Source organism: Methylobacterium sp. E-041, assembly GCF_022829665.1.
Classification (GTDB): Bacteria; Pseudomonadota; Alphaproteobacteria; order Rhizobiales; family Beijerinckiaceae; genus Methylobacterium.
On sequence record NZ_JAKSYQ010000115.1, the window covers coordinates 20,684 to 46,813 of the forward strand.

Genomic DNA, 26,130 nt, shown 5'->3' on the forward strand with positions numbered 1-26,130 from the left:
GTGGCGCGAGCGATGGCGCCTGGCGGCCAGACGACGATGTGCGCCCGTTCGGCCCATGGCCGGTGTGGGAGGGAAGCGGGCCCCGACCACTCGCCTCGAGGCGGACGGCCCGGTGCCGCCCGGAGCGGACGCGAAACCGATCAAGCTCTACGGTTGTTTTTCGGGCTCAGGACGCCCCTGCGTCCGGCATGTCCGATCGCCCCTACGGGCCTCGGTCGCCGGGTCGTCCCGCCGCCAATCCCCGGCCGCCGCACAATCGCGCAGGATCAGCGTCTGTCGGTCCTCCGAGAAGGCGTAGAGGCAAGCCCTGTCGTCGTCATGGGTACCAGAAACCGCGAGCCGCTGTCCGTGCAGATGCCAGCGTTCGCAGTAGTCCCAGCCGTCGCCTGCATCGAACGTCAAGCCGCCGAGCATTCGACCGTGTTCGAAGCACCACGTCGAGAATGAGGTCTGCCAGCGCGAGCGTTCGGGATGCGTCACCTTACGGGTCCAGCATCCGTAGAACAGATGCTTGAGACGATAGGACGATGCCTCCGATTTAGAGGGGAGGGCCGACGATATCAGAAGGCTCAGCCACGCAAGGATCAAAGCGGCCGACCACGCCCGGGAGTTCGAAAGGGGATGTATCACAGTGCTTCTACCCCGAACGCATAGCAACGTCATCGCGACGGCTGCTTTCCGCCCGACCCGGCCTGACGTGCCGGGCTACCGGTCGGCGGACCGTCCGAGGTTCCGCAAAGTTCGGACGCGGACCGTCCACCCCGCCCGAGGGTCCGGCTGCCGCCCGGCGCGTTCCGCGGCGGGCAAAATCCGCGCCGCGCTGCACCCGATTCACCGAACCCCTTCCCGATCCTCGCGGCCGACGCCACATCCGGGTATGGTCGATTCGAGCGATCGGGAGGACGTGCCGTGTACACTGTGAAGGCGAACGACCATGCGGGGCGCCCCGCGACGTTCGCGTGCGGGACCGCCGACCAGGCCCTGGAGAAGACCTGGGAGCTGGCCCGGCGCGGCTTCAAGGACATCGTCGTGACCGACCCGAAGGGCCACGCCTCGAACGCGGCCGCCTTCGAGCGCTCGCTCGACCTGGCCTGAGGCGGGCGGCGGCGCGGATGGCCCATCGTCACGACGACCCGGATCACGACCACGGGCACCAGCACGGGCACGACCACGGCGCGCTGTCCCCCGTCGAGGCGCGGGTGCGGGCGCTGGAATCGATCCTGGTGCAGAAGGGCTACGTCGAGCCGGCGGCGCTCGACGCGCTGGTCGAGCGCTACGAGACCCGGGTCGGGCCCCATCTCGGGGCGCAGGTGGTGGCCCGCGCCTGGGTCGATCCGGCCTATCGCGCGCGGCTGCTGGCCGACGCCACGCCGGCGATCGCCGAGCTCGGGATCGGCGGGCGCGGCGGCGAGCACATGGTGGTGGTCGAGAACACGCCGGACGCGCACAACCTCGTCGTCTGCACCCTGTGCTCCTGCTACCCCTGGCCGGTGCTCGGCCTGCCGCCGGTCTGGTACAAGGCGCCGCCCTATCGCGCCCGCGCCGTGATCGACCCGCGCGGCGTGCTCGCCGAGTTCGGGGTGCGCCTGCCCGAGACGACGCGGATCACCGTGTGGGATTCGACCGCCGAACTGCGCTACATGGTGCTGCCGATGCGGCCCGCCGGCACCGAGGCCTTCGACGAGCGCCGGCTCGCCGGCCTTGTCACCCGCGACGCGATGATCGGCACCGGCCTGCCGGGCGTCCCGGCATGAACGGCGGCCAGGACCTCGGCGGGATGCACGGCCTCGGCCCGGTCGCCCCCGAGCCGAACGAGCCGGTGTTCCACGCCGATTGGGAGAAGCGCGTCTTCGCGCTCGCCATGGCGATGGGCTTCACCGGTGCCTGGACCCTCGACGGCAGCCGCGCCGCCCGCGAGTCGATGCCGCCGGCCGACTACCTGCGCGCCAGCTACTACGCGATCTGGCTCGACGCCCTCGAGCGCCAGCTCGCCGCCCACGGCCTCGCGCGGCCGGAGGAGATCGCCCGCGGCGTCGCCGATCCCGATCCGGCGCCGGTGGCGCGGGTGCTTACCGCCGACATCCTGGAGCCGCGCTACCGCGCCGGCTTCCCGAGCGACCGGCCCGCGCCCGCGCCGGCGCGCTTCGCGGTCGGCGACGCGGTGACGATGCGCAACATCCACCCGCCGACCCACACCCGCCTGCCGCGCTACGTCCGGGCCAAAAGCGGCACCGTGCTGCGCGTCCACGGCGCCTTCGTCCTGCCCGACACCAACGCCTGCGGGCAGGGCGAGAACCCGGACTGGCTCTACACCGTGGCCTTCCCGGCCGCCGAGCTCTGGGGCGAGGATGCCGACCCGAACGGGCGCGTCACCGTCGCGGTGTTCGAGCGCTACATCGCGGGCGGGGCCGCATGAGCGAGCCCGTCGCCCCGTTCTCGGCACCCTGGGAGGCGCAGGTCTTCGCGATGGTGGTCGCGCTGCAGGATTCGGGGCTGTTCACCGGGGCCGAGTGGGCCGACGCGCTCGGCGCCGCGATCCGCCCGGCCGACGGCCCGGAGGCGCCGGCCGATTACGGCCGCTGGCTCGCCGCCCTGGAGACGATCCTCGCCGCCCGCGGCATCGCCGACGGCCCCGCCCTCGACGCCCGCCGCGACGCCTTCCTCCGCGCCGCGGAGGCGACCCCGCACGGCCTGCCGATCGTGCTGGAGAACGACCCGCTGTTCCGGCGATGACGCCGCAGGAGGACGACCGCGACCGTGGTGCGCTTCCGGCGCCCGCCCCGCGAGGGGAGGCCATGATCCCCACCCGCCGCACCCTCCTCGCCGGCGCCGCCTGCGCCCTGGCCGCCCCCGTCCGCGCCGCGCCCGCGCCGTTCGGGCCGCCGGGCCGGCCGTCGTGGTCGGCCGACAGCCTGCAGGCGGCGGCCGCCCGCACCGGGCTGACCTACGGCACCGAGGTGCCCGGCTTCCGCTTCGCGCGCGATCCCGCCTACCGGCAGGCGGTGGCGCGCGAGGCCGGGATGCTGGTCTGCGGCACCGAGATGAAGATGGAGGTGGTGCGGCCCGAGCCCGGCAAGACCGATTTCGCGCAAGCCGACGCCCTGGTGCGCTTCGCCCGCGGCAACGGCCAGCGCATGCGCGGGCATACGCTGGTCTGGCACGAGGCGCTGCCGCCCTGGGTGCGCCCGCTGCTGGCGCGGGCCGCCGCCCCCCAGGCCGAGGACTTTCTGCGCCGCTGGATCGAGACCGTGGCCGGCCGCTACCGCGGGCAGATCGCCTCCTGGGACGTGGTCAACGAAGTGCTGTCGCCGGACGGCGGCGGCCCAGAGGGCCTGCGCGAGAGCCCGTGGCTCACCGCGCTCGGCCCCGGTTACGTCGACCTCGCCTTCCGCATCCTGCACGAGGTCGACCCGACGGCGGCCGGCTGCTGGAACGAGGACGCGGTCGAGCAGGGCGTGCCGTGGATGGAGGCGCGCCGCACCCGCGTGCTCAAGCGCCTGGAAGGGATGCTGGCGCGCGGCGTGCCGATCCGCCGCTTCGGCCTGCAATCGCACATCACCAGCACGGTGCCGATCGACCAGGGCCAGCTTCGGCGCTTCCTCGCGGAGATCGGCAGGATGGGGCTCGGCATCGAGATCACCGAGTTCGACATCGACGACCGGGCGTTCCCGGCCGACATCGCCACCCGCGACCGCAAGGTCGCCGACCTCGCCAGATCCTATCTCGAGGTCGTGGCGGCCGAGCCCGCGGTGCTGACCGTGATGTCGTGGGACCTCTACGACCCCGACACGTGGCTCAACGACCACCCCTACCGCAAGCGCCCCGACGGCCTGCCCCAGCGCGCGCTGCCGCTCGATGCGCAGTTTGGGCGCAAGCCGCTCTGGCACGCGATGCGGGCGGTGTTCGCCCAGGCGCCGGACCATGCGGCGGCGCGGGCGAAGCTGCGGTAGCGCCCCTCGGGGCCCGGGGATCAGGATCTGCACGTCGCGCAGCTCGCCGTCGCGCGGCGCCTCCTCGATGCCGTGCTTCCGCGCCTTCGCGACGAGGCCTTCCATGCCCTTGCGATGCTCCGGGCAATGCTCCGGCCAATGCTCCGGCCTGGTCTCGCCGCCCTTGGCCTGGATCGGGCTCCGCAGCACCTCGGCGTGCGTCCGGATGCCGCCGAGCGACGGCTCCGGCATCCGCTTCCGCCTGGCGTCGCTCGCCCGGCCGATCGGACAAGCATGCCCCCGTTCCGGCGACGCGCCCGACACGAAAGCGTGACGGGCGGGGCGGCCGGCATCGCCCGAAATCCGCCGGCGGGACCGTTCCCCGGGCGGCGGATCTGCTAGGCATCCTGTCTCGCCCGAGGGGGTGTGCGCACGGCGGTCGCGCCGCTGGAGGCCGGGTCTTGGGCGCGATCGACGAGACAGGGGCCCGAGGCCGGGCGACCCGCGCGGCGGCCGTCCGCGCGCCCGCCGTGGCCGCGCTCTTCCTGGCCGCGCCCGCCTTGGCCGTGCTCGCCTTGGCCGTGCTCGCCTCGGCCGCGCTCGATCCGGCGCCGGCCCGCGCCGGCGACCTTTCGGCGCTGTTCGACCCCGGCACCGTGGTGTCCGTCGGCGGGTTCGCCGGCGCCGGCGGGCGCTTCCAGGGCGCGCGGGCGGCCGGGCTGTGGGGGCTGCCCTACGCTTCGTTCCGCAAGGCCGACGAGCGCCCGGGCTGGTTCTCGCCCGACGACGCCCTCGACGCCGCCCTGGTGGACGAGCGCGCGGTGCAGGCCGGCGCCGTTCTCGATGTCCGCAGCGGCCGCGCGGCCCACGACGACCGCAGCCTCGCCGGGCTGCCGCGCCGCCCGGTCGCGGCCGGGCTCGGCCTGTTCGGCGCGGTCTGGCCGGTGGAGGACGTGCTGCGGCTGCGTGCCGAGGTCACGCAGGGCCTGCGCGCGCATGATGGCCTCGTGGCCAAGCTCGGCGCCGACCTCGTCGGCACCGCCGGCCGCGTCACCCTGAGCGGCGGCCCCCGCCTCGTGCTGGGGGACGCCGCCGCGATGCGGCTCGACTTCGACGTGCCGGTCGCCGTGATCGCCGACCCGCGGCTGACGCCCTACCGCGCCGCGGGCGGGCCCCGCTCCGTCGGCGCGATCGTGGCCCTGGCCTACGCCTGGTCGGAGGCGTGGCAGACGATCGGCTCGGTCCGCTACGACCGCCTCGTCGCCGCCGCCGCGGGAAGCCCGATCGTCCGGCGCCTCGGCACGCCGAACGACGTCACGGTCGGATTCGGGGCGATCTACTCGGTCCGGGTCGACCCGTGAGGCTGCAGCGCAAGCAACGGGACTGCAACGCCAAGATGTCGTTCACGGATTCGTGAATGTTGCCGGCCGGGCACGGCCGATCTTTAATCACCCTCTGCGCCGCGATGCGGGGATTATATCGGAACGTTTCTGTCTATGTCTCGCCGCAAAGAGCGGGAGGCGGACTGTGCCACGGATTCTGTTGACGGGGGCGACCGGGCTGATCGGCGGCGCGGTGCTGCACCGGGCGCTCGAGGCGGGCGACGACGCCACCTGGGTCTGCCTCGTGCGCTGCGCCGGCGTCGAGCAGGGCCGCCAGCGGATCGCCGCGCGGCTCGCCCGCTTCACCGACGCCTTCACCGCCCAGCGCCTCGCCCGCAAGGTCGAGGTCGTCCCCGGCGACTTCACCCGGGCCGACCTCGACCGCGATCCGCGCCTCGACGACTGCACCCACGTGCTGCACCTGGCGGCCGACACCTCGTGGTGGGGCGACGAGCGGGTCTACCGCACCAACTACGACGGCACCCTGGCGCTGGCGCGGCGGGCGCAGGCGATGCCGAAGCTCCGGCGGTTCCTGCACGTCGGCACCGCGATGATCTGCGGCGCCGACGCCGCGGCGATCGTCGCCGAGACCGACTACCCGGCGGCCGAGGCCCGGCACATCGTCGCCTACACCGTGTCCAAGGCCGCGACCGAGACCTCGCTGGCGGCGCGGTTCCCCGACCTGCCGATCGTCGTCGCCCGGCCCTCGATCGTCGTCGGCCATGCCAGCCTCGGCGCGGGGCCGAGCTCGAGCATCCTCTGGGTGCTGCGCGCCGCCGACGCCCTGCGCATGCTGCCCTGCGCCCCCGAGAGCCACGTCGACGTCGTCCCGGCCGACTGGGTCGCCGAGATGCTGGTCGGGCTCCTCACGAAGCCGACGCTCCGGCACGACCTCTACCACCTCTCGGCCGGCATGAGCGGCCGCACCACCTGGGCCGAGGTCATCGCCGCCTTCGAGGCGGCCGAGCCGAGCGACGGCGTGCGCGCCTTCCGGCCGTTCGACCTCGCCGCTGACCGCACCGTGCTGCGCCGCCGCTTCGCCGAGGTGTTCGGCCTCGACGGGCCGCTGAAGCAGGCGATGCTCCGCGCGGTGCGCGCCTACTACGCGTTCTGCGCCCTCGACGTGACCTTCGCCAACGACCGCCTGCTCGCCGAGGGGTTCGCGCCGGCGCCGCGGCTGCCGGCCTACCTGCCGGTGTGCCTGGCGAACGCGGCGACGATCGTCGAGCAGTTCGCCGACGACATCGAGATGTTCGCCGTGCCGCCCCCGGTGCCGGAAGACGCGGCCGGCACCGCGCTGGCGGCCAGCGCATGAGCCCCTACCTGACGCTGGCCATCGCGATCGGCGCCGAGATCTCCGCGACGCTGGCGCTGAAGGCGGCCGACGGCCTGACCCGGCCGGTCCCCACCCTGATCGTCGCGCTCGGCTACGGCACGGCCCTGTGGCTGATGTCCTCGAGCATGGACATGCTGCCGATCGGCGTCGTCTACGCGATCTGGGCCGGCGTCGGCATGGTCGGGGCCGCGCTCGGCGGCGCGCTGCTGTTCGGCGAGCCGGTGACCCTGCCGATGATCGCCGGCATCGCGGTCATCGCCTGCGGCGTGGCGATCCTGGCGAGCGCGCGGGTCGAGGCCTGAGGCCGCGCCCGGCGCTGGACCGCGCGGACGGCAACCGATAAGACGATTTGCCTAAGCGGGGCACCGAGAGATTCGGAAGCCCGGCTTGCAACGTCGGAAGGTTCCACGCGCATGACGGTCGGATCCGGCATCCTGCTCGCCGCCGCCGGTCTCCTGGCCTTCGGAGCCTTGGCCCGGGCCGACGACACGCCTGGAAAACCCCGGGACGCGGCCGGGTCCGCCGAGATCGGCGCCCAGGACCGCAAGCCGATGGAGGCCCCGCCCGGCAACGCGGCGAAGCAGGACGGGCGCACCGGCATGGCGCCCGACTTGCGCGACGTGCGGCAAGACTCGATGCGGGCGTTCAGCTTCCCCGGTGGCGCGCGCTTCTGAGCGGCCGGCGCACGGAGGGGCCGGTGTCGGCGTTCCGCGACAGGCGTCGGGTTGGCGCTCGACGGGCCCATGCTGCCCCCAACGAAGCAGAGCCAAGCCGACAGGCTGGGGACGTGCGCAATCCGCGTCGTCTGGCGATCCCAGGCGTTTGCGATCCTGCGCCGCCAAACCGCTGCAACCCGGCCTTTCACGGTGGCGGCCAACGATGAAACGCCTGCCCCTCCTGCTCGTCATCGCGGCCGCACCGGCCCTGGCCGACGCCTGTGGCGACGCAGCTCAACGCATCGCGACCGAGGTCGGAAACGCGTACGCGATCCGGACGGGTCCGGTCATTACCATCAAGCGCGGCCGCCGGACCTTTCACTACACGCTGGAATGCGCAGACGGGCAGCCCTCGATGGTATCGGGGGATGCGGGCTCCGGCACCGACATGGGGGAGTTCGGCCGAACGCTCGAGCGCGCGACCAGCCTCGTCCTCGACGTACCCGAAAACGTCGCGCGAAGCGCCCTGGACAAGTGCGCGCGCCTCGCTCGGCGGCACGGCATGGATGGCGCGGCGACGACGGACGACGCGCTCGCCGTGAGCTGTACCGTCGTACACGATTGGGAGACGTTCGAGATCCGTCGCCGATAGGGGGCGGTCGAAGGCCGGTCGTGGCGCGGTGTCCCGGAACGGATGTGCCCGATCCGGTCCTTCGACGGCGGATCATGGCGAACTCTGCGGGACCGCCGACCACCCCGACCCGAAGCCGTCGGACGGCCATGGAGCGGCCGCATCGGGAAGCGCCGGCGGCCGGCCTCGCGGCGCGACCGGCGCCCCGCCCGCGCGCAGCCTCACGCGGTCGCCGATCGCTCCCGCTCCGTCTTCGTCTCCCGCACGGTCGAGCCCGGCACGAAGGCGTCGAAGGCGGCCCAGAAGTCGGCGCGGATTGCGTCGCGCTCGGAGAGGATCTCGTGGCGGGCGTCGGGCAGCACCAGGATGTGGCCGGCCTTGAGGCGGGCGGCGAAGCGCTCGGCCGCGGGCGTGCCGCAGACCGGGTCGGAGCCGGCGGCGAGGATCAGCGTCGGGGTCGCGATCCGCGGCGGCACGCGCGGGTCGCGCAGGCGCGCCACCGCGCGGAAGGCCTCCGCCGTCCAGGCGATGGTCGGGTCGCCGACGGCGCCCGCGCCGACCGCGAGCGCGGCGGCCGCGTTGCGGGCGTAGCGCGCCGGGTCCCGGGTCAGCCGGTTGTTCGGGTAGGGCTTCGTCGCGATCGAGACCGGGCCGCCGCCGGGCACGTAGCGGCTGCCGAGGCCGAGGCGCTGCAGCAGCCGCGTCGCGACCGAGGCGAAGGCGGGCGAGCGCACCATCCGGATCGACAGCATCGGCGCCACGGTGACGATCCGCCGGAACGGCAGCCAGCCGTCCAGCGCCCCGGTCAGCGCGACGCAGCCGCCCATCGAGTGGGCGAGGCAGACATGCGGATCGGGCATGAACGGCACCAGCACCGCGTCGCGGATCGCCAGCAGGTCGCCGCGGTAATCGTCGAAGGCGGCGACGTGGCCCTTGTGCGGGTCGTCGACCCGCCGGTCCGACGCCCCTTGCCCGCGCCAGTCGAAGGCGACGACGGCGAAGCCCCGGGCGCGCAGCTCGCGGATGGTCTCGTAGTACTTCTCGATGAACTCGGCCCGGCCCTGGAGAAGGCAGACCGTGCCCTTGCAGGTCCGCGTCGTCGCGGCCCAGCGCGCCGCCCGCAGGGTGCAGTCGTCCGCGGTGCCGACCGCCATCACCACGGCGCCGGGTGGGACCGGGTTCCCGGGCGTGTCGTGCAGGCTCAGAAGTGCGGCGTCCTGCCGCATCGTTCCCGTCGTCCGGCCGGGTCTTGAACGCACCTCGCCCCCCTCCAATATCACGATCGTACCGGCCGTCAGGCGGTACGAGCCCGGTCCGGCCCACGCGGCGGACCATAGACTCAAACCTGCATGTTGCTCCACGGAGGATGTGTCCTATGCGTCAGTTCGATCTCGCTCCCCTCTACCGTTCCACCGTCGGCTTCGACCGCCTGTTCTCGGCCCTCGACCAGTTCGTGGCGTCCGACGCGGTCCCGACCTACCCGCCCTACAACATCGAGCGCACCGCCGAGAACGCCTACCGCGTGACGGTGGCCGTGGCCGGCTTCACCGAGGCCGACCTGTCGATCGAGGTGCGGGAGAACGCGCTGACCGTGAAGGGCGAGCGCAAGCCCGATCCCGAGCGTCGCGCCGAGGTGCTGCACCAGGGCATCGCCGCCCGCGGCTTCGAGCGCCGGTTCCAGCTCGCCGACTACGTCCAGGTGACGGGTGCGGCGCTGGAGAACGGCCTCCTCCACGTCGATCTCGTCCGCGAGATCCCGGAGGCGAAGAAGCCGCGCCGCATCGAGATCGCCATCGGCGGCAAGAGCCGCGCGCCGGCGATCGAGGGGGCGGCCACCGAGGTCCCGGCCGAGGTCCAGAAGGCAGCGTAAACCGCGCCGTCGCAGAGCGTGGGAGCGCCCCGGCCGCCGGCCGGGGCGTTTTTCGTCGTGGCCCGCGTCGGGGATGCTGCCGGCGGAACGGATCTCGGCGGTTTCGCGTCGGCGGGCGAGGGGCGCCGCGAGGCGCCCGTGACGTTGCCCTTCGCGCCATGATGCGTTGCATCTTCGGGATCGCCGCGCTGCCGCGCCGCCGCGCACCGGTCGTTCGGGGTGGGGTGACGGCGGCCGGACCCCACGTCGCTGGCTCGATCGCGCGAAGCACCGCCGCGGCTGTGCTGGAAGTTAAGGGGGCAGGGGGCACGGCGCATCCGGCCCACGCGATCTGAGGCCGGAACGGCTTCGTCCGACGCGACCTCGGGTGCTGGGATGTCGGCTTCCTGCTTGCACGGGATGATCCGACCGTCTTCCCCGCGGCGCCGCCTCAATGCTCCTGGGGCTTCCCCCGCGGCTCGGCTTGGCGGCGGGCCATCTCCCGGCCGATCTGAAGCAGCAGGAGCCGGATCATCGCCCGCATCGCCGGCGTGCCGCCGGCATCGATCAGGGCATGCGCTTCGAGGCAGACCTCGGCCATGCGGTCGAGCTTGTCCGTCGTCACGTTGACCCTCGCATCGATTTGAGCAAAAGTTGCGCGCAATCGATGCCACGCCCCCGTTCCCCGATAGATCGCTGGTCCGGGCCGGACAATAACATAGGTCAACCGGGCATCAAAGTATGCAAAATTCAAATATCGGCGGGGCCGGCCACAGCAACGAAGCCATGATCGCCAGGATCGCCGAGGCTCTCGACTGTCCGGTCGACGACTTCTTCGATGCCAAATCGAACCCGACCGGTGAAACGGCCGACTTGCTGTCGTTCTGGGCGGCTCTCGAAGATGCACGCGAGCGCCGGGGCGTTCTCGATTATATTCGAGCCGTCGCTGTAAAATCGACACAGTCTTGATGGAATTCGGTTGCGCTTAACCTAGGTGGTTGCGGATTTTTCCGGGTCGAATAGACCCGCTTCATGCGCGATGTGCCCGAACCCGATTCCGCGGATGCCGTGATCGCCGAGTCTCAGGACGTGATCGCGCGATCGCGCGCGGCGCGGGAGGAAGCGCGGCTGCAGCGGGCGGCGGCCCGCGCCGTGGTCGAGCAGGTCCGGGCGATGATCGCCCGGTCGCGGCCGGACAGCGAAGCCGGCGCGTGGCCCGCCCGCGATCCCGCCATGCTCGATCCTGCCATGCCCGATCCTGCCATGTCCGATCCGGCGAAGGGCGGGGCGGCACGCGTCAGCGGCTCAGGAGGTGCAGGCTGAACAGGCCCTCCGGGTCGAGCCAGAGGCGCTTCGGCGTCCAGCCGGCCCGCGCGGCCATCGCCTGGAACGCCTCCGGCGCATGCTTGTGCGAGATGTCGGTGCGGACGCTCTCGCCGGCCGCGAACCGGATCGCGTCCGTCCCGAAGCGCCAGGTGTCGGCACGGTCGGCGACGAGATGGGCCTCGACCCGCAGCGGATCGTGCAGGATGCGGACCGCGTGGCGGAAGGCGTCGCGGTCGATGCCGGCGCCGAGCTCCCGGTTCAGGCGCGTCAGGTAGTTCAGGTGCAAGGCCGGCATCAGGCCGTCGCAGCCGCCATAGACCCGCCGCAGCCGGTCCGCGTCCTGCGTCGGGTCGGCGCCGACCAGGAGATGGCTCGGCCCGAGCGTGTCGCGGGCCCGCGCCAGGAAGGCCTCCGCCTCGGCCGGCGCGAGGTTGCCGATGCTGGTGCCGGGGAAGAACCCGAGCACCGGCCCGCCGCCGAGGTCGACCGGAAGCCGGATCGGCGCGGCGTAGTCGGCGCCGACCGGGATCATCGCGATGCCGGGATAGTCCCGCGCCAGCGTGCCGACCGAGGTCTCGAGGTACGCGCGCGAGATGTCGATCGCCACGTAGCGGCGCGGCCGGTCGAGGCCGTCGAGCAGCGTGCGGATCTTGCGGCTCGCGCCGCTGCCGTACTCGACGATCGTCGCGCCCGCTCCGACGAGGGCGGCGAGCTCCGGCACGATCGCGGGCAGCAGCGCCATCTCGCGCCGGGTCGGATAGTAGTCGGGGCTGTCGCAGATCCGGTCGAACAGGATCGAGCCGGCCTCGTCCCACAGGTACTTGCCCGGCAGGCGCTTCGGCACCTCGGACAGGCCGGCGAGCACGTCCCGCCGGAACGCGTCCCGCTCCGCGATGTCCGCCGGCGTCATCGCGGCGCCCCGCGGGTCGCGGTGAGCACGACGAGGGCGATGCGCTCCGCCTCGGCATAGGCCGGCGCGTCGAGCTCCTCGCCGTAGGCGTCCGGGTCGAGCTCGCGATAGGTCCAGCCCAGCCCCGCGGCCTCGCAGGCGGCGGTCGCAGCCCGCCGGAACGGGTCGGCGCCGTCCACGATCGCCGAGCCGGTGAACAGCACCAGGCTGCCGCCGGGGGCGAGGCGGGTGCGGGCGGCCTCGACCACGGCGAGCGACAGGCCCTCGCCGTAGGTCCCGCCGCCGTCGCGGTAGGTCCGCCCGGCGCGGTCGAGCATGAAGGGCGGGTTCGAGACGACGAGGTCGAAGGCGCCCGCGACGTCCGCGAGGAGGTCGCTGCGGCGCGGCACCGTGCCGTGGACGCCCGCGAGCCGGCTGTTGGTGGCGGCGGCCGCGAGCGCCGCGTCGTTGATGTCGACGAGCGCGATCTCGGCGTCGGGCGCGCGCTTGGCGATGGCGATGCCGGCCGCGCCCGATCCGCAGCCGATGTCGACCGCGCGGCGGACCGGCGCGGCACGGTGCGCGAGGTGATCGACCACGGCCGCGACGAAGCGGGTGGTGTCGGGGCCGAAGAACACCACGTCGGTCGTGCTCGGCGGATAGGCGGAATGGACGAACAGCTCGCCGTCGAGGCTCGACACCCGGATCGCCGAGCGCCAGGCGTCGCCGTCCCGCACCAGCACGCCGGCCGCGTGCATCGCCGCGAAGAGGTCGGCCAGCAGCAGGTCCTCGGCGAAGGGGCGGCTCCAGCCGAACACGTCGCGCAGATTGCGGGCCCGCGCCGCCTGCGGGCGGGCGTTGACGCGGGCATGGGTGGCGGGCGTCACGGTGGTGAAGCTGTAGCCGAGGGCGCGCAGGCGCTCGACCAGGGCGATCAGGGCGGGGTTCGGGTCGGGCCGGCCGGTCATCGCGACGGCTCCGCGGCGCGGCGCCCGCGCTCATGGGCCGCCGCGAAGCCCTCCTCCGACGGCGTGCCCGGCTGGCCGGGGATCGCCGGGAGGCCCTGAAATGGCGCCGGGCGCGCCCGGTCGCGGCCGACGACGGACCGGATCGGCCCGCGCGTGGGGGCGGGCTCGGCGCCGACGCGAGGGAAGGATGGGGTCTGAAGGAAGGCGCGGAAGCGCTCGGCCAGCGGGGGGCTGGCATCGTCCGTGGAGAGATCCATGCGCACCTGTCACGATCGCTCGGGCGTGCCGCGTCGCGTCCCGCGCGGCGACCGTCCGAGGCCCGGCTGTGTGTGTCGAAGCGCGGCGGGGCGGAGCGCCCATCGGGCCCGAGCCCGCCGATCTGCCGGGGAAACCTCGGCTCGAATTCCTTGTTCCGCGAGGCGGCCGACAAAAATCAAGCTTAACGCAGGTTATGGTTCGGCCCGTTGCATCGATCGACAGACTAGCCGAGGTCGACGCGAGCGGCCGTCGCGCGGCGAGCCTTGCGAGGATCGTCGTGGGACGCGCCCGGCGCGGCGAATGCAGATCCCGTCCATGCCGGGCCGCGACGGCAAAGCGTCGCGGCGGGAGAAAACGCCCTGCCGCTCGGGTTTCGCTCGGGACGACGCGTCGATGTCGCGCGGGACGGCCGGGACCGGGGGCACGATGGACGCGGCGAACCAGGTGACGAAGGCCCAGGATGCCCCGCGTGCACGCCAGGATGCACCGCGTGCACGCAAAGGCGCGCCGCGTGCGCGGGAGATCACCCCGCGCGGAATCGCGCTCGGCGCCGCGATCACGGTCGTGTTCATCGCTGCCAACGTCTACATGGGCCTGAAGACCGGGATGACGTTCTCGTCCTCGATCCCGGCGGCGATGATCTCGATGGGCTGCCTGCGGCTGCTCGGCGGCTCGAGCATCCTCGAGAACAACATCGTGCAGACGCAGGCCTCCGCCGCCGGCACGCTGTGCAACGTCATCCTGATCCTGCCCGGCCTGGTGCTGATCGGGCATTGGCACGGCTTCCCGTTCTGGCAGACCAGCGCGGTGTGCGCCCTCGGCGGCCTGCTCGGCGTCGCGTTCTCGATCCCGCTCCGGCGCGCGCTCGTCACCCGCGCGGGCCTGCCCTACCCGGAGGGCGTCGCCGCCGCCGAGGTGCTGCGCACCGGCGAGGGCGAGGCCGGCGCGAAGGGCCTGCGCGATCTCCTCGGCGCGGCCGCCGGCGCGGGCGCGATCGGGCTCGCGACCACCGGGTTCCGGCTGCTGGCCGAGGGGATGCACGGGACGCTCGCGGCGGGGAGCGCGGTGTTCCGCCTCGGCACCGGCTTCTCCCTGGCGCTCGTCGGCGTCGGCTACCTCGTCGGGATCGGCGCGTGCCTGGCGCTGCTCACCGGCGTCGCGATCGCCTGGGGCGTCGCCGTGCCGCTGCTGACCGCGCTCGGGCAGGGGGAGGGCGCCTCGCCGTCGGAGATGGCCGAGGCGGTGTGGTCCGGGCAGGTCCGCCTGATCGGGGCGGGCATCATCGCGGTCGGGGGCCTCTGGACCGTCGGGTCGCTCGCCCGCCCGATCCTCGGCAGCATCGCCACCGCCCTGGCCTCGGTCCGGACCAGCGGCTCGCGCCTGCCCGGCCCGGACCATCCGCGGGCCGAGCGCGACCTGCCGATCACCTGGGTCGGCGCCGCGGTGCTGGCGCTGACCCTGCCGCTGGCGTGGCTGTTCGCCGGCTTCGCATCGGGCGCCGAGCTCGGCGGCGGGCTGTACGGGCTCGTCGCGGCCGCGACCGTGTTCGCGGTGCTGTTCGGCTTCCTGATGGCCGCCACCTGCGGCTATCTGGCCGGCCTCCTCGGCTCGTCCTCGAGCCCGATCTCCGGCATCGGCATCCTCACCGCCATGGCCGCGGCGGTGCTGCTGCCGCTGCTGGTCGGCCGCTCCGCCGGACCGGAGGGCGACCGCTTCGTCATCGCGATGGCGCTGCTCGTGGCCGCGGTCATCGTCACGATGGCCTCGATTGCCAACGACAACCTGCAGGACCTGAAGACCGGCCAGCTCGTCGACGCCACGCCCTGGCGCCAGCAGGTGGTGCTGCTGATCGGCGTCGCGGTCGGCGCCGCCGTCATCGGGCCGCTGCTGTCCCTGCTCTACGAGGCCTACGGCTTCGTCGGCGCCCTGCCGCGCGAGGGCATGGAGGCGGCCAACGCCATGCCCGCCCCCCAGGCGGCGCTGACCTCGCAGATCGCCGGCGGCATCGTCCACGGCACCCTGCCGTGGACGATGGTGCTGATCGGCGCCGGGCTCGGGGCCGTGCTGGTCGCGGTCGAGGCGTGGCTGCGGCGGCGCGACCTCACCTTCCCCGCGCTCACCGTCGGCATCGGCATGTACCTGCCGCTCTCGGTCGAGATGACGATCGCGGTCGGCGGCGTCCTCGGCTGGCTCGCCGAGCGGACGATCCGGGCACGCGCCGCGGCGCAAGGGGACGATGCCGGCGCGGCGACCGAGACCGCGCGCCGCCGCGGCGTCCTCCTCGCCTCCGGATTCCTGGTCGGCGAGAGCTTCGTCGGCGTGATCCTGGCCGTCGCCGACACCCTGGCCGGGCGCAGCGCGTCCCTCGCCCTCGTCGGACCGGGTTTCGCCCCTTACGCGACCTGGCTCGGCGCGGCCGTGTTCGGGTGCGGCCTCGCCGTGTTCTACCGGCTCACCGCGCGGGCGGACCCGGACGAAGCGGCGGCGTAGGCACGGCCGCGCCGGTGCGTGCGGTGTTTTGGGAGAGCAGGTTTCCGGTGACCGCTTCGCCATTGCCCGGCAGGGCGTGCGGCCCCGTTCGATCCCCGATCCCACCCGCATCCGCATCCTGAGGTGCTTGCGCGCAGCGGAAGCCTCGAAGGAGCCCTCCAGCGCGCGAGATCCCGTGAGGGCTCCTTCGAGGCCGCTCGCGCGGCGCCTCAGGATGAGGTCCGAGCCCGGAGAGGAAGCGTGACCCGCTCCGGTCGCCGCGGCATCCGAAGCCCATCCGCCTCGGTCGCCGGAGCCGGCACGAAAACGTCGGCCCGCCGCCCATATCTCGCCAGCCGCCCGCCCGGTTCGGTCCGAAACCCGACAGAACTAACCCCGGGGACCGCAGTTGCTCCCGTATGCGCCGCATCGTCCGAGCAGCGGCCGGGAGCTTCGCACCATGAAGGCCCTCGTCTGGCACGGCACCACCGACATCCGCTGCGACACGGTTCCCGATCCGACGATCGAGGACGGGCGCGACGCGATCATCAAGGTCACGAGCTGCGCGATCTGCGGCTCCGACCTGCACCTCTACGACCACTTCATGCCCGGCATGAAGGCGGGCGACATCATGGGCCACGAGACCATGGGCGAGGTGGTCGCGGTGGGGAAGGACAACACCGCGCTGAAGGTGGGCGACCGGATCGTCGTCCCGTTCACGATCACCTGCGGCCAGTGCCTGCAATGCCGGCGCGGCAACTTCTCGGTCTGCGAGCGCACCAACCGCAACAAGGCGCTCGGCGACGCCGCCTTCGGCCACACCACGGCGGGCCTGTTCGGCTACACCCACCTGACCGGCGGCTATGCCGGCGGCCAGGCCGAGTATCTGCGCGTGCCGTTCGCCGACTCGACCCACATCAAGGTGCCGGACGGCATCCCCGACGAGCGGCTGCTGTTCCTGTCCGACATCTTCCCGACGGGATGGCAGGGCGCGGTCCAGTGCGACATCCAGCCGGAAGACACGGTCGCGATCTGGGGCTGCGGGCCGGTCGGGCAGATGGCGATCCGCTCCGCGATTCTGCTCGGGGCCAAGCGCGTGATCGCGATCGACCGGGTGCCCGAGCGCCTCGCGATGGCGCGGGCCGGCGGCGCCGAGGTGCTCGACTACCACGCCGAATCGAACATCGTCGCCCGGCTCAACGACATGACCGACGGCCGCGGGCCGGAGAAGTGCATCGACGCCGTCGGGCTCGAGGCGCACGCGCTCGGCGCGGTCGACGCGGTCTACGACCGGGCCAAGCAGGCGATGATGCTGGAGACCGACCGCGCCCACGTCCTGCGCCAGATGATCATGGTCTGCCGGCCGGCCGGGATCCTCTCGGTGCCGGGCGTCTATGGCGGCCTGATCGACAAGTTCCCGATCGGCGCGCTGATGAACAAGGGGCTGACCGTCCGCACCGGGCAGACGCACGTGAAGCGCTGGACCGACGACCTGCTGCGCCGGATCGAGGAGGGGCAGATCGACCCGTCCTTCGTCATCACCCACACGGTCGGCTTGGAGGACGGCCCCGAGATGTACCGCACCTTCCGCGACAAGCAGGACGGCTGCATCAAGGTGGTGATCCGGCCATGAGCGGCGCGCGTCCCTCCCCCCCGACGCGCCCGGCGCCCGGCCGCGGCGCGCGGACCGGCCACCACGCGCTCGCGCGCGGCCTCGGCTGGTTCTCGATCGGCCTCGGGCTGCTGGAGCTGGCGGCAGCGCAGGGCCTGTGCCGGACCCTCGGCCTCGAGGGCCGGGAGACGCTGGTGCGCAGCTACGGCGTGCGCGAGGTCGCGACCGGCGTCGCCATCCTGACGAGCCACGATCCGACGCCGTGGATCCTGGGCCGCGTCGTCGGCGACGCCCTCGACTTCGCGACCCTGGCCCAGGGCTTCGAGGGCGATCGTGGGCAGAGGGCCAACAGCGTCGCCGCGACGGCGGCGGTGGCGGGCGTGACGGTGCTCGACGTCGTCTGTGCCCAGGGGCTGATCGCCGCCAAGCGCCTCTCCCGGCCCGGTGCCTTCGACTACGGCGGCCGCAGCGGCTTCCCCCGTCCGCCGCAGGCCATGCGCGGGGCGGCGGCCGACTTCGCGGTCCCGCACGATTTCCGGACTCCCGAGGCCCTGCGGCCCTGGTCGGGCGACGCCTCCGGGTCACGCGGCATGCCAAGAACCCTGCCGGCGGAAAATATCTGATTTGCCGGCAAATGATACGGTCGGCGAGACGCGTGGCCGATCGGATCCGCGTCGGCAGGCAGGCGGTCATCGCCCCCCATCGAAAGGACGCGCGGCCATGGTCCAGCAGGTTTCGGTCGACCCGGAGGCGCAGGCGGGCAAGGCCGCCGAGGACGGCACAAGGACGCTCGCCGGCGATCTCGCCTATCGCCGCCTGATGATGGTCAACGTGGTCTTCGTCGGCACGCCCGGCGCCGGGGATCGCGGCTGGGTGCTGGTCGATGCCGGCATTCCCGGCACGAAAGGCCTGATCCAGGGCGCGGCCGAGGCACGCTTCGGCCCGGGCGCCCGCCCGGCGGCCATCGTCCTCACCCACGGGCATTTCGACCATGTCGGGGTGCTGGAGGATCTGGCCGCGGAATGGGACGCGCCCGTCTACGCCCACGCGCTGGAGCGGCCCTACCTCGACGGCAGCGCCGCCTACCCGCGGCCCGATCCGAATGTCGGCGGCGGCGCGCTGGCGCTGCTGTCGCCGTTCTACCCGACGAAGCCGGTCGACGTGGCCAGCCGCCTCGTCACCCTGCCGGAGGACGGGACGGTGCCGCCGATGCCGGGGTGGCGCTGGATCCACACCCCCGGCCACAGCCCCGGCCACGTCTCGCTCTGGCGCCCGGGCGACCGGTCCTTGATCGCCGGGGACGCCTTCGTGACGACGGCGCAGGAATCGATCTACGCGGTCGCGGTCCAGGAGCTCGAGATCCACGGGCCGCCGATGTACCTGACGATCGACTGGCCCGCCGCCGCCGCCTCGGTCCGCAGCCTCGCCGTCCTGCAGCCCGAGCGCGTCGTCACCGGCCACGGCCGCGCCCTGGAAGGCGCGGAGATGCGCCGCGGCCTCGACGTCCTGGCGCGGGACTTCGAGACCGTCGCGGTGCCCCGGCACGGCCGCTACGTCGACCACCCGGCGACCGCCGGCGACGGATCGGCCTATCGCGCGCCGTGAGCCGGCCGCTCAGCCGGCGGCCCGCGCGGCCGGACCGGCGAGGGCGGCGGCGGCGTCGCGGTAGGCGTGCAGCGGGCGGCCCAGGATCGCGGTCAGCCGCTCGCGGTCGCCGGCCTCCGGGATCATGCCGTCGCCGACGAAGCGCTCGGCCATCAGGCGCATCTCGTAGGCCATCCACCGCGGCATGGTGCCGGCCATGGCCTGCTCGAACCCGCTCGGATCGTCGCCGCCGTAGGCGACCGGGCGGCCGAGCACCGCGCTCCAGATCGCGGCGAGGCCCGCGCCGGTGAGCGTGTCCGGCCCGACGAGGTTGATGGTCTCGACCGGCAGCGGGCCCGGCGCCGCGTCGCGGCGGATCAGCGCGATCGCGGCGATCTCGGCGATGTCGCGCGCGTCGACCATGGCGACGCCCTTGCCGCCGATCGGCATCGGGTAGACCGCGTGATCCACGATCACGTCCCGGATCATCGCCTCGTTGTCGATGAAGTAGGTCGGGCGCAGGATCGTGGCGCCGAAGCCCATCTGCCGCAGCATGCGCTCGGCCCCGAACTTCACCGCGAAGTGCGGCACCTCGACGGCGCGGTCGGCCCCGAACACCGACAGGTAGACGACCCGCTCGACGCCGGCCTCGCGCGCGAGGTTGAGGGTGACGATCGCCTGGGTGAACTCGTCGCCGGTCACCGCATTCAGCAGGAACAGCGTGCGCACGCCGGCGAAGGCCCGGCGCAGCGCGTCGATGTCGAGGAGGTCGCCCGTCGCGACCTCGACCCCGGCGGGGAATTGGGCCTTGGCGGGATCGCGGGTCAGCACCCGCACCCGGGTCAGCTCGGATCTCGGCTTACGCAGGCATGTGCGATTTGTTGGAATTGTTGGCATCGGTCTTGCCAAGCCCTGCTCGTCCCCGGCACCGGATCGCGGCCGGCGCGGAAACGGAGCGGCTTATCATGAACTACCACAGCATCAGCCGGCGCGGCGCCCTCCGGATCGGTGCGTTGGCTGCGGGCACCGTGGCGATGCCGTTCTTCGCTCGCAACGGCTTGGCCGCCGAGCCGATCATGCTCGGGAGCCTGCTCGACGGCACCGGCGCGCTCGGCTTGGAAGGCAGGCGCATGATCGAGACGACCGAATACGCGGTCGATCTGATCAACAAGACCGGCGGTCTGCTTGGGCGCCCCGTGAAGATCATCGCCTACGACACCCAGTCGAACATGCAGCTCTACACGCAATATGCGCAGCAGTTGGCGCTGAAGGAGAAGGTCGACGTCATCCAGGGCGGGATCACCTCGGCCTCGCGGGAGGCGATCCGGCCGATCTTCGGACGCTCCAAGACCCTCTACTTCTACAACACCCAGTACGAGGGCGGCGTCTGCGACCGCAACGTGTTCTGCACCGGCTCGACCCCGGCCCAGACGGTCAACCACACGGTCGACTACGCGCTGAAGAACTGGGGTAAGAAAGCCTACATCGTCGCCGCCGACTACAATTACGGCCACATCACCGCGAACTGGATGACGAAGTTCATGAAGGACGGCGGCGGCTCGGTCGCCGGCACCGACTTCTTCCCCCTCGACGTGACGAACTTCTCCTCCGCCATCAGCCGCATCCAGCAGGCGCAGCCGGAGCTGGTGCTCTCGGCGCTGGTCGGCGCCAACCATTCCGGCTTCTACCGCCAGTGGGACGCCGCCGGCATGAAGGGCAAGATTCCGATGGGCGCCAGCGTGTTCGGTCTCGGCGACGAGCTGACCACCATGGACACTTCTACCACCAACGGCATCGTCACCTGCTACGGCTGGTACAACAACCTGCCGGCGCAGAAGAGCATCGACTTCGTGAAGGGGATGCAGGCCAAGTTCGGCGCCGAGCTCACCGATCTCGGCGAGCTCGACACCGCCACCTACGACGGCATCATGCTCTGGGCGGAAGGGGTGAAGAAGGCCGGCTCGGTGGAGCGCGACGCGGTCGTCGCTGCGCTGGAATCGGGCATTTCCTACGAAGGCCCCACAGGCAAGGTGACGATGGATGGGGCGACCCACCACACCATCCGCAACACCTACCTCGCGCGTCCCAAGGACAAGGCCTGGGAGCTGCTCGCCACCTTCCCCGACCAGTTCCCGTCGGACACAGGCGGCGCCTGCGACCTCCTGAAGAACCCCAAGACCAACAAGCAGTTCACCCCCGACCTCAAGGGCTGACCCGGCATGGATCTCGTCGGGCTCCTCGGGTTCAACGTTCTGACCGGTATCGCCACGCTGGCGCTGATCACGCTCGGTCTCGGCGTAATCTACGGGATGATGCGGATCATCAACCTCGCCCACGGCGAGTTCATGATGCTCGGCGCCTACACCGCGGTCGTGGCGGTCGATGCCGGCATCAACGTCTGGGTGGCGATGCTCGTGCTGCCGCCGCTGGTCGTCGGCCTGATCGGCCTCGTGATCGAGCGCACCGTAATCCGCTTCCTGTACGGGCGGATGATGGACACGATGCTCGCCACCTGGGGCATCAGCCTCGGGCTGATCGGCCTCGTGACCACGCTCTACGGCAACGTCGTGCGCGGGGTCTCGACGCCGGTCGGCAGCTTCGAGATCGGGCGGTATGGCGCGAGCCTCTACAGCCTCGTGATCATCGCGGTCGCGCTTGCCGCGCTCGGCGGCATGTTGGCGCTGCTTCGGCTGACCCGCTTCGGGCTGATCCTGCGCGCGACCATGCAGAACCCGAAGATGGCCGCCGCACTCGGCGTCTCGCCGGACCAGATCTACATGGCGACCTTCGCGCTCGGCGCAGGCCTCGCCGGGCTCGCCGGCGGCGTCCTCGCGCCGATCTCCGGCGTCTCGCCGGCGATGGGCGCCGCCTACATCGCTCGCGCCTTCATCACCGTGCTCGGCGGCGGTCCGGCGATCATCACCGGCACGGGGCTGGCTTCCGGCCTGTTCGGCACGATCAACGAACTCGTCGCCTTCCGGACCACGCCGGTCATCGGCGACGTGGTGCTGCTGCTGGCCGCGATCCTGCTGATCCGCGTGCTGCCGCAGGGCATCACCGGCCGCTTCCTGAGGCGCAGCCTATGAACCCCATGGTCTCCCGCTCCGGACGGTTCGCGAGCGCCGCCGGCTTCCTCACGGTTCTGGTCTGCGGCCTCGCCCTGCTCGTCGGCGCGCCGCACCTCACCGACAGCTTCGGCCTCGTACAGATGACGGGGTTCGCCGCGCTCGCGATGTTCGCGCTGAGCCAGGGCTTCGTCTGGGGCTACGGCGGCATCATGTCGTTCGGGCAGGCGGCGTTTTTAGGCCTGGGCGGCTACGCTTATGCCGTCTCGGTGATCAATCTCGGCGACAGCACGCTGCCGATCCTGATCGCCATCGCGGTGCCCATGCTGTTTGCGGCCGCCCTCGGCTACTTCATGTTCTTCGGGCGGATCAGCGACGCTTATGTCGGCGTCATCACGCTCACCGTCTCGGTGATCCTGTTCCAGCTGTTCAACGCCACCTCGGGCAGCCAGTACCGCATCGGCCAGGCGGAGCTCGGAGGCTTCAACGGTATCCCGGCGGTCCCGGTGATCAATCCGATCGGAGATCCCGGCGATCCGCTCGACATCGAGGGCCTGTGGGGCGTGGCGATGGGCGCGCTGATCGGCGTCTACGTGCTGCTGCGCGCCATCCTAGCGAGCCGCTTCGGCCGCGTGGTCGTCGCGATCCGCGAAAACGAGACCCGCGCGCAGCTGATCGGGTACGACCCGCGCCTCTACAAGCTCCTCGCCTTCACGATCTCAGCCGGGATCGCGGGGCTCGCCGGCTGCCTTTACGCCAACTGGGGCGGCTTCATCAGTCCGACGGTGTTCGGCCTGTCGATGTCGGCGCAGGTGATCATCTTCGTCCTCGTCGGGGGGCTCGGCACCCTGATCGGTCCGATGCTCGGGGCGGTGCTGATCCAGGCGCTGATCATCACCGCGGGCGGACAGTCGATGCTCGATCCCAATCTCGGCCTTGGGATCGTGCTCGTCGGCTTCGTGCTGCTGGTGCCCGAGGGCCTCGTGCCGGTGGCGCGCCGCCTCGTGCAGCGCGCGACCGGGCTTGTCACCGCGAGCGCCGCGCCGCCGGCCGCCGAGCCGCCGACCCCCAAGCCGGCGCTTGCCGAAGGGACCGGCCGATGACGGGAGGCCCGAAGCCCGCTCGCCCGCTGGTGCGGGCCGAGGGCGCGACCATGCGTTTCGGCGGCGTCACCGCGGTGAACGCCGTCGACTTCACCCTCAACGAGGTCGAGCTGCGCTGCCTGATCGGGCCGAACGGCGCGGGAAAGAGCACGTTCTTCAAGATGCTCACCGGACAGCTGACGCCGAGCGCCGGCCGCATCCGCTTCCGCGACACCGACATCACCGCCGCGCATCCGCACGCGATCGCCCGGCTCGGGGTCGGCATCAAGACGCAGGTGCCCAACGTCTTCAACGGCCTGTCGGTGCACGAGAACGTCTTCATCGCCGGCTGCCGGCGCAAGTCGCTCGCCCGCACCAGGCGGATCGTCGACGAGACGCTGGAACGCCTCCGGCTGACTGACATCGCCGGACGCCTCGTGGGCCAGCTTGCCCACGGCCAGCGGCAATGGGTCGAGATCGCCACCGTGCTGGCGCAGGAGCCGGAACTGATCCTGCTCGACGAGCCAGCCGCCGGCATGACCCACGAGGAGGTCCACCGGACCGCCGACCTGATCCGCGAGATCAACCGGACGCATGCGGTCATCGTGGTCGAGCACGACATGCCGTTCATCCGGATGATCGCCAAGACCGTGACGGTGTTCAACCAGGGGAAGATCCTGATGGAGGACGAGGTCGGGCGCGTGCTCGCCGACCAGCGGGTTCGCGACGTCTATCTGGGCAAGCAGGCGGCATGAACGGTCCTCACCCGATCCCGAAGGCTCCGCTCCTCTCCGTCGCGGGGCTGCATGCCGGCTACGGCCGCATCCCGATCCTCGGCGGCATCACGATGTCGGTCGCGGACGGCGAGGTGGTCGGTATCCTCGGCCACAACGGCATGGGCAAGACCACGCTGCTGCGCACGCTGATGGGCTACCTGCCGGCCACCGCCGGAAGCGTTCGCTTCGGCGGGCACGAGATTACCAGGGCCTCGCCCACCGCGCGGGCGCGGGCCGGGATCGGCTACGTCCCGCAGGGGCGGGAAATCTTTCCCGCCTTGAGCGTGCGCGAGAACCTGCGCATGGGCTGCCTGCTGGCGAACACGCCCGAGGACGCCACCATCGCTGCGATCCTCGACGTGTTCCCGCGGTTGAAGGTCTATCTCGACCGGCCCGGCGGCGCGCTCTCGGGCGGCGAACAGCAATTGCTGGCGCTCGCCCGCTGCCTCTGCGCGAGCCCGAAGATCATCCTCCTCGACGAGCCGACCGAGGGCATCCAGCCCTCGATCATCGAGGAGATCATCGAGACGCTCCAGGGCATCACCCGTGCCCGCGGGCTGACCGTGCTGCTGGTGGAACAGAACCTGTCCTTCATCTCAGGCCTCTCCGACCGGGTGCTCATCCTTCAGAAAGGGATGATCACCCGCGAGGTGCCGCCCGAGGTCGCCCGCGACCGAGCGATGATCGACGAATTCGTCGGCATGGCCTGATCGAGGCCCGAAACCGACACCGAAAGAGGGCAACGATGGATTCGGCACAGATGATTCCGGAGATCGAGATCGTCGAGATGACCGTGGCGGACGCCGCCGACGCGTTTGCGAGGGGCGTCACGTCGGAGGTGCTGACGCAGGCCTTCCTCGACCGGATCGCGGTGCACAATCCGCATTACAATGCGCTCATCGTTATGAACCCGGAGGCCCTGTCCGACGCCCGCGCCAGCGATGCCCGCCGCATCGCGGGCACGACGCTCGGGCCGCTCGACGGCATACCGGTGGTGATCAAGGACCCGATGGACATGGCGGGCTTGCCCACCACCGCGGGCTGGCACTTCCTGAGCGCAAAGGCCGGCGGCGTCGATCTGATCCCCGAGACCGATTCCCCGGTCGTGGCGCGGATGCGGGCGGCCGGCTGCGTCATGCTCGGCAAAACCAACGTCCCGGTGCTGAGTGCTACGGGCAGCCATGCCAACGACAGCTGGGCCGGTCCGACCCTGAACTCGGCTGCCCCGAACAGTCTGCCCGGCGGCAGCAGCGCCGGCACGGCCACCGCCGTCGGCGCCAGCTTCGCGGTGCTGGGGCTCGCCGAGGAGACCGGCGGCTCGATCCAGAACCCGGCCTCGGCGCAGGGGCTGGTTGGCATCAAGCCGACTTTCGCGCTGGTCCCCAATGCCGGTGTCGTGCCGCTGGCGGGCTCGACCCGCGATGTGGTCGGCCCGATCGCCCGCTGCGTGCGCGACGCCGCACTGACGCTCGACGTGCTCGCCGGCTACACCCCCGCCGACCCGAAGACGGTGGCCGGCATCGGCCGCCGGCCGAAGGGCGGTTACACGAGCAAACTCTCCACCGACGCGCTCAGGTCCAAGCGCCTCGGCCTGTTCGGGCCTGGCTGGCGCGACCTGCCGCTCTCGGACGAGGCGACCGCGCTCTACGCGCGGGCGCAAGGCGAGATCGCGGCCTGCGGCGCGACGCTCATCGCCGACCCCTTCGCCGGCTCGGGCTTCGCCGACCTCGGCGAGCCGACACCGGGGCTCAACCATTTCGACGCCCGTGGCATGGAATCGGTCGCCTACGACCTGCAACTCTACCTGACGCGGCTCGGACCCAGCGCGGCGCTCCGCGACGTCGACGCTTTCGCCGAGGCGACGAAGGCAGAGGACGCCTTCGCGCCGGGTGGCGTGCTTCACTACCTGCACGCGATCCGCGCCTTCGCGCCCATCCTCGCCGACCCGTCCGCCCCGCCGGACCTCTCGAGTTTTCTCACCGTGCGCGAGGCCTACCTCGCCATCTTCGAGCGCGTCATGGATGAGCACGGCCTCGACGGCCTCGTCTTCCCGCAGATGCGCGATGAACTCCCACCGCTCCACGGCGGCCGCGCGATCAACGAGACCACCGTCTGCGAGATCAACATCGCCGGGCTCCCCGGCGTCACGGTCCCCGCGGGCTTCTACGCGTCGGACGCGCCGTTCAACCTGATCTTCGTCGGGCGGATGTGGAGCGAGGCCGACCTCCTCGGCTATGCCTACGCCTATGAGGCGGCGACACACCATCGCCTGGCTCCGACTCTGGAAGCGGCTGGCTGACGGGTTCGCCCCGCATCGG

30 protein-coding genes are annotated in these 26,130 nt (G+C 72.1%); 23 read left to right on the forward strand and 7 right to left on the reverse strand.

What is annotated here, in order from left to right:
* Positions 1-147: 147 nt before the first annotated feature.
* Positions 148-480 (reverse strand): hypothetical protein, encoded by a 333-nt coding sequence (locus tag MKK70_RS10325; RefSeq protein WP_243947429.1) that lies wholly within the window; start codon positions 478-480, stop codon positions 148-150.
* Positions 481-909: 429 nt separating this feature from the next.
* On the opposite strand from MKK70_RS10325, the gene MKK70_RS10330 reads away from it, so the two are divergent.
* The 10 genes from MKK70_RS10330 (at position 910) to MKK70_RS10375 (ending at position 7,955) form a co-directional block, all read left to right on the forward strand.
* Entirely contained in the window at positions 910-1,095 is a 186-nt protein-coding gene (locus MKK70_RS10330; RefSeq protein WP_147729728.1) for a hypothetical protein, read from the forward strand.
* A gap of 17 nt (positions 1,096-1,112) precedes the next feature.
* On the forward strand, positions 1,113-1,754 hold the full coding sequence (gene nthA, locus MKK70_RS10335; RefSeq protein WP_147844570.1) for a nitrile hydratase subunit alpha: 642 nt from the start codon (positions 1,113-1,115) through the stop codon (positions 1,752-1,754).
* On the forward strand, positions 1,751-2,416 hold the full coding sequence (gene nthB / locus MKK70_RS10340) for a nitrile hydratase subunit beta (protein WP_147729730.1): 666 nt from the start codon (positions 1,751-1,753) through the stop codon (positions 2,414-2,416). Before nthA ends, nthB begins: the two co-directional genes overlap by 4 nt.
* Complete coding sequence (locus MKK70_RS10345) at positions 2,413-2,733, forward strand: nitrile hydratase accessory protein (RefSeq protein WP_147860278.1); 321 nt, start codon at positions 2,413-2,415, stop codon at positions 2,731-2,733. The genes nthB and MKK70_RS10345 overlap by 4 nt, the downstream gene beginning before the upstream one ends.
* Before the next feature lie 62 nt (positions 2,734-2,795).
* Positions 2,796-3,950, forward strand: a complete 1,155-nt coding sequence (locus MKK70_RS10350) for an endo-1,4-beta-xylanase (protein ID WP_243947431.1) — start codon at positions 2,796-2,798, stop codon at positions 3,948-3,950.
* 440 nt (positions 3,951-4,390) lie between these two features.
* Positions 4,391-5,290, forward strand: coding sequence for a MipA/OmpV family protein (locus tag MKK70_RS10355; protein WP_243947433.1), 900 nt, complete (start codon positions 4,391-4,393; stop codon positions 5,288-5,290).
* A gap of 181 nt (positions 5,291-5,471) precedes the next feature.
* Entirely contained in the window at positions 5,472-6,626 is a 1,155-nt protein-coding gene (locus MKK70_RS10360; protein WP_243947435.1) for an SDR family oxidoreductase, read from the forward strand.
* Entirely contained in the window at positions 6,623-6,949 is a 327-nt protein-coding gene (locus tag MKK70_RS10365; protein ID WP_147729248.1) for a DMT family transporter, read from the forward strand. The genes MKK70_RS10360 and MKK70_RS10365 overlap by 4 nt, the downstream gene beginning before the upstream one ends.
* Before the next feature lie 111 nt (positions 6,950-7,060).
* Positions 7,061-7,321: a hypothetical protein gene (locus MKK70_RS10370; RefSeq protein ID WP_243947437.1), complete on the forward strand. Its 261-nt coding sequence runs from the start codon at positions 7,061-7,063 to the stop codon at positions 7,319-7,321.
* Between the two features lie 205 nt (positions 7,322-7,526).
* Complete coding sequence (locus tag MKK70_RS10375) at positions 7,527-7,955, forward strand: hypothetical protein (protein WP_243947439.1); 429 nt, start codon at positions 7,527-7,529, stop codon at positions 7,953-7,955.
* Between the two features lie 200 nt (positions 7,956-8,155).
* Here MKK70_RS10375 and MKK70_RS10380 read toward each other — a convergent pair whose 3' ends face one another.
* Positions 8,156-9,160, reverse strand: a complete 1,005-nt coding sequence (locus MKK70_RS10380) for an alpha/beta fold hydrolase (protein WP_243947441.1) — start codon at positions 9,158-9,160, stop codon at positions 8,156-8,158.
* A 149-nt stretch (positions 9,161-9,309) separates the two neighbouring features.
* Between MKK70_RS10380 and MKK70_RS10385 the strand changes: the two genes are divergently transcribed.
* Positions 9,310-9,804 (forward strand): Hsp20 family protein, encoded by a 495-nt coding sequence (locus MKK70_RS10385; protein ID WP_147728833.1) that lies wholly within the window; start codon positions 9,310-9,312, stop codon positions 9,802-9,804.
* A 430-nt stretch (positions 9,805-10,234) separates the two neighbouring features.
* Here the strand turns inward: MKK70_RS10385 and MKK70_RS10390 are convergent, their stop codons facing one another.
* On the reverse strand, positions 10,235-10,408 hold the full coding sequence (locus MKK70_RS10390) for a hypothetical protein (RefSeq protein WP_187274918.1): 174 nt from the start codon (positions 10,406-10,408) through the stop codon (positions 10,235-10,237).
* A gap of 161 nt (positions 10,409-10,569) precedes the next feature.
* On the opposite strand from MKK70_RS10390, the gene MKK70_RS10395 reads away from it, so the two are divergent.
* Together MKK70_RS10395 and MKK70_RS10400 are read left to right on the forward strand one after the other, a co-directional pair.
* A complete protein-coding gene (locus tag MKK70_RS10395) occupies positions 10,570-10,752 on the forward strand; it encodes a hypothetical protein (RefSeq protein WP_243947443.1) in 183 nt (60 codons plus the stop codon).
* 63 nt (positions 10,753-10,815) lie between these two features.
* Positions 10,816-11,106 (forward strand): hypothetical protein, encoded by a 291-nt coding sequence (locus MKK70_RS10400; protein WP_243947444.1) that lies wholly within the window; start codon positions 10,816-10,818, stop codon positions 11,104-11,106.
* Here the strand turns inward: MKK70_RS10400 and MKK70_RS10405 are convergent.
* From MKK70_RS10405 to MKK70_RS10415, 3 genes are read right to left on the reverse strand one after another with little or no spacing between them, the layout of a single operon-like run.
* Positions 11,081-12,019: an L-histidine N(alpha)-methyltransferase gene (locus MKK70_RS10405; RefSeq protein WP_147843612.1), complete on the reverse strand. Its 939-nt coding sequence runs from the start codon at positions 12,017-12,019 to the stop codon at positions 11,081-11,083. The two genes, MKK70_RS10400 and MKK70_RS10405, sit on opposite strands and share 26 nt — an antisense overlap.
* Positions 12,016-12,966: a methyltransferase gene (locus MKK70_RS10410; RefSeq protein ID WP_243947446.1), complete on the reverse strand. Its 951-nt coding sequence runs from the start codon at positions 12,964-12,966 to the stop codon at positions 12,016-12,018. Before MKK70_RS10410 ends, MKK70_RS10405 begins: the two co-directional genes overlap by 4 nt.
* Positions 12,963-13,223 (reverse strand): hypothetical protein, encoded by a 261-nt coding sequence (locus MKK70_RS10415; protein WP_243947448.1) that lies wholly within the window; start codon positions 13,221-13,223, stop codon positions 12,963-12,965. The genes MKK70_RS10410 and MKK70_RS10415 overlap by 4 nt, the downstream gene beginning before the upstream one ends.
* Positions 13,224-13,617: 394 nt before the next feature.
* Between MKK70_RS10415 and MKK70_RS10420 the strand changes: the two genes are divergently transcribed.
* From MKK70_RS10420 to MKK70_RS10435, 4 genes are all read left to right on the forward strand, one after another.
* Complete coding sequence (locus tag MKK70_RS10420) at positions 13,618-15,714, forward strand: OPT family oligopeptide transporter (protein ID WP_243947450.1); 2,097 nt, start codon at positions 13,618-13,620, stop codon at positions 15,712-15,714.
* 439 nt (positions 15,715-16,153) lie between these two features.
* Positions 16,154-17,326 (forward strand): zinc-dependent alcohol dehydrogenase, encoded by a 1,173-nt coding sequence (locus MKK70_RS10425; RefSeq protein WP_243947451.1) that lies wholly within the window; start codon positions 16,154-16,156, stop codon positions 17,324-17,326.
* A complete protein-coding gene (locus tag MKK70_RS10430; RefSeq protein WP_243947453.1) occupies positions 17,323-17,928 on the forward strand; it encodes a cyclase dehydrase in 606 nt (201 codons plus the stop codon). Before MKK70_RS10425 ends, MKK70_RS10430 begins: the two co-directional genes overlap by 4 nt.
* Before the next feature lie 97 nt (positions 17,929-18,025).
* Positions 18,026-18,910: an MBL fold metallo-hydrolase gene (locus MKK70_RS10435; protein WP_243947455.1), complete on the forward strand. Its 885-nt coding sequence runs from the start codon at positions 18,026-18,028 to the stop codon at positions 18,908-18,910.
* Positions 18,911-18,919: 9 nt separating this feature from the next.
* Here MKK70_RS10435 and MKK70_RS10440 read toward each other — a convergent pair whose 3' ends face one another.
* Positions 18,920-19,726, reverse strand: a complete 807-nt coding sequence (locus MKK70_RS10440; RefSeq protein ID WP_243947457.1) for an NmrA family NAD(P)-binding protein — start codon at positions 19,724-19,726, stop codon at positions 18,920-18,922.
* Between the two features lie 128 nt (positions 19,727-19,854).
* On the opposite strand from MKK70_RS10440, the gene MKK70_RS10445 reads away from it, so the two are divergent.
* From MKK70_RS10445 to MKK70_RS10470, 6 genes are read left to right on the forward strand one after another with little or no spacing between them, the layout of a single operon-like run.
* Positions 19,855-21,102, forward strand: coding sequence for an ABC transporter substrate-binding protein (locus MKK70_RS10445; protein ID WP_243947459.1), 1,248 nt, complete (start codon positions 19,855-19,857; stop codon positions 21,100-21,102).
* Positions 21,103-21,108: 6 nt separating this feature from the next.
* On the forward strand, positions 21,109-21,975 hold the full coding sequence (locus MKK70_RS10450; protein ID WP_147728981.1) for a branched-chain amino acid ABC transporter permease: 867 nt from the start codon (positions 21,109-21,111) through the stop codon (positions 21,973-21,975).
* A gap of 5 nt (positions 21,976-21,980) precedes the next feature.
* Positions 21,981-23,057 carry a branched-chain amino acid ABC transporter permease gene (locus tag MKK70_RS10455; protein WP_243936785.1) on the forward strand — a complete coding sequence of 359 codons (1,077 nt, stop codon included), beginning with the start codon at positions 21,981-21,983 and terminating at the stop codon, positions 23,055-23,057.
* The gene (locus MKK70_RS10460) at positions 23,054-23,791 is read left to right on the forward strand and encodes an ATP-binding cassette domain-containing protein (protein WP_147726764.1); all 738 of its coding nucleotides are present in this window, start codon (positions 23,054-23,056) and stop codon (positions 23,789-23,791) included. The genes MKK70_RS10455 and MKK70_RS10460 overlap by 4 nt, the downstream gene beginning before the upstream one ends.
* Entirely contained in the window at positions 23,788-24,522 is a 735-nt protein-coding gene (locus MKK70_RS10465; protein ID WP_147726766.1) for an ABC transporter ATP-binding protein, read from the forward strand. The genes MKK70_RS10460 and MKK70_RS10465 overlap by 4 nt, the downstream gene beginning before the upstream one ends.
* Positions 24,523-24,557: 35 nt before the next feature.
* A complete protein-coding gene (locus MKK70_RS10470; protein ID WP_243938703.1) occupies positions 24,558-26,111 on the forward strand; it encodes an amidase in 1,554 nt (517 codons plus the stop codon).
* The last annotated feature ends 19 nt before the right edge of the window (positions 26,112-26,130 follow it).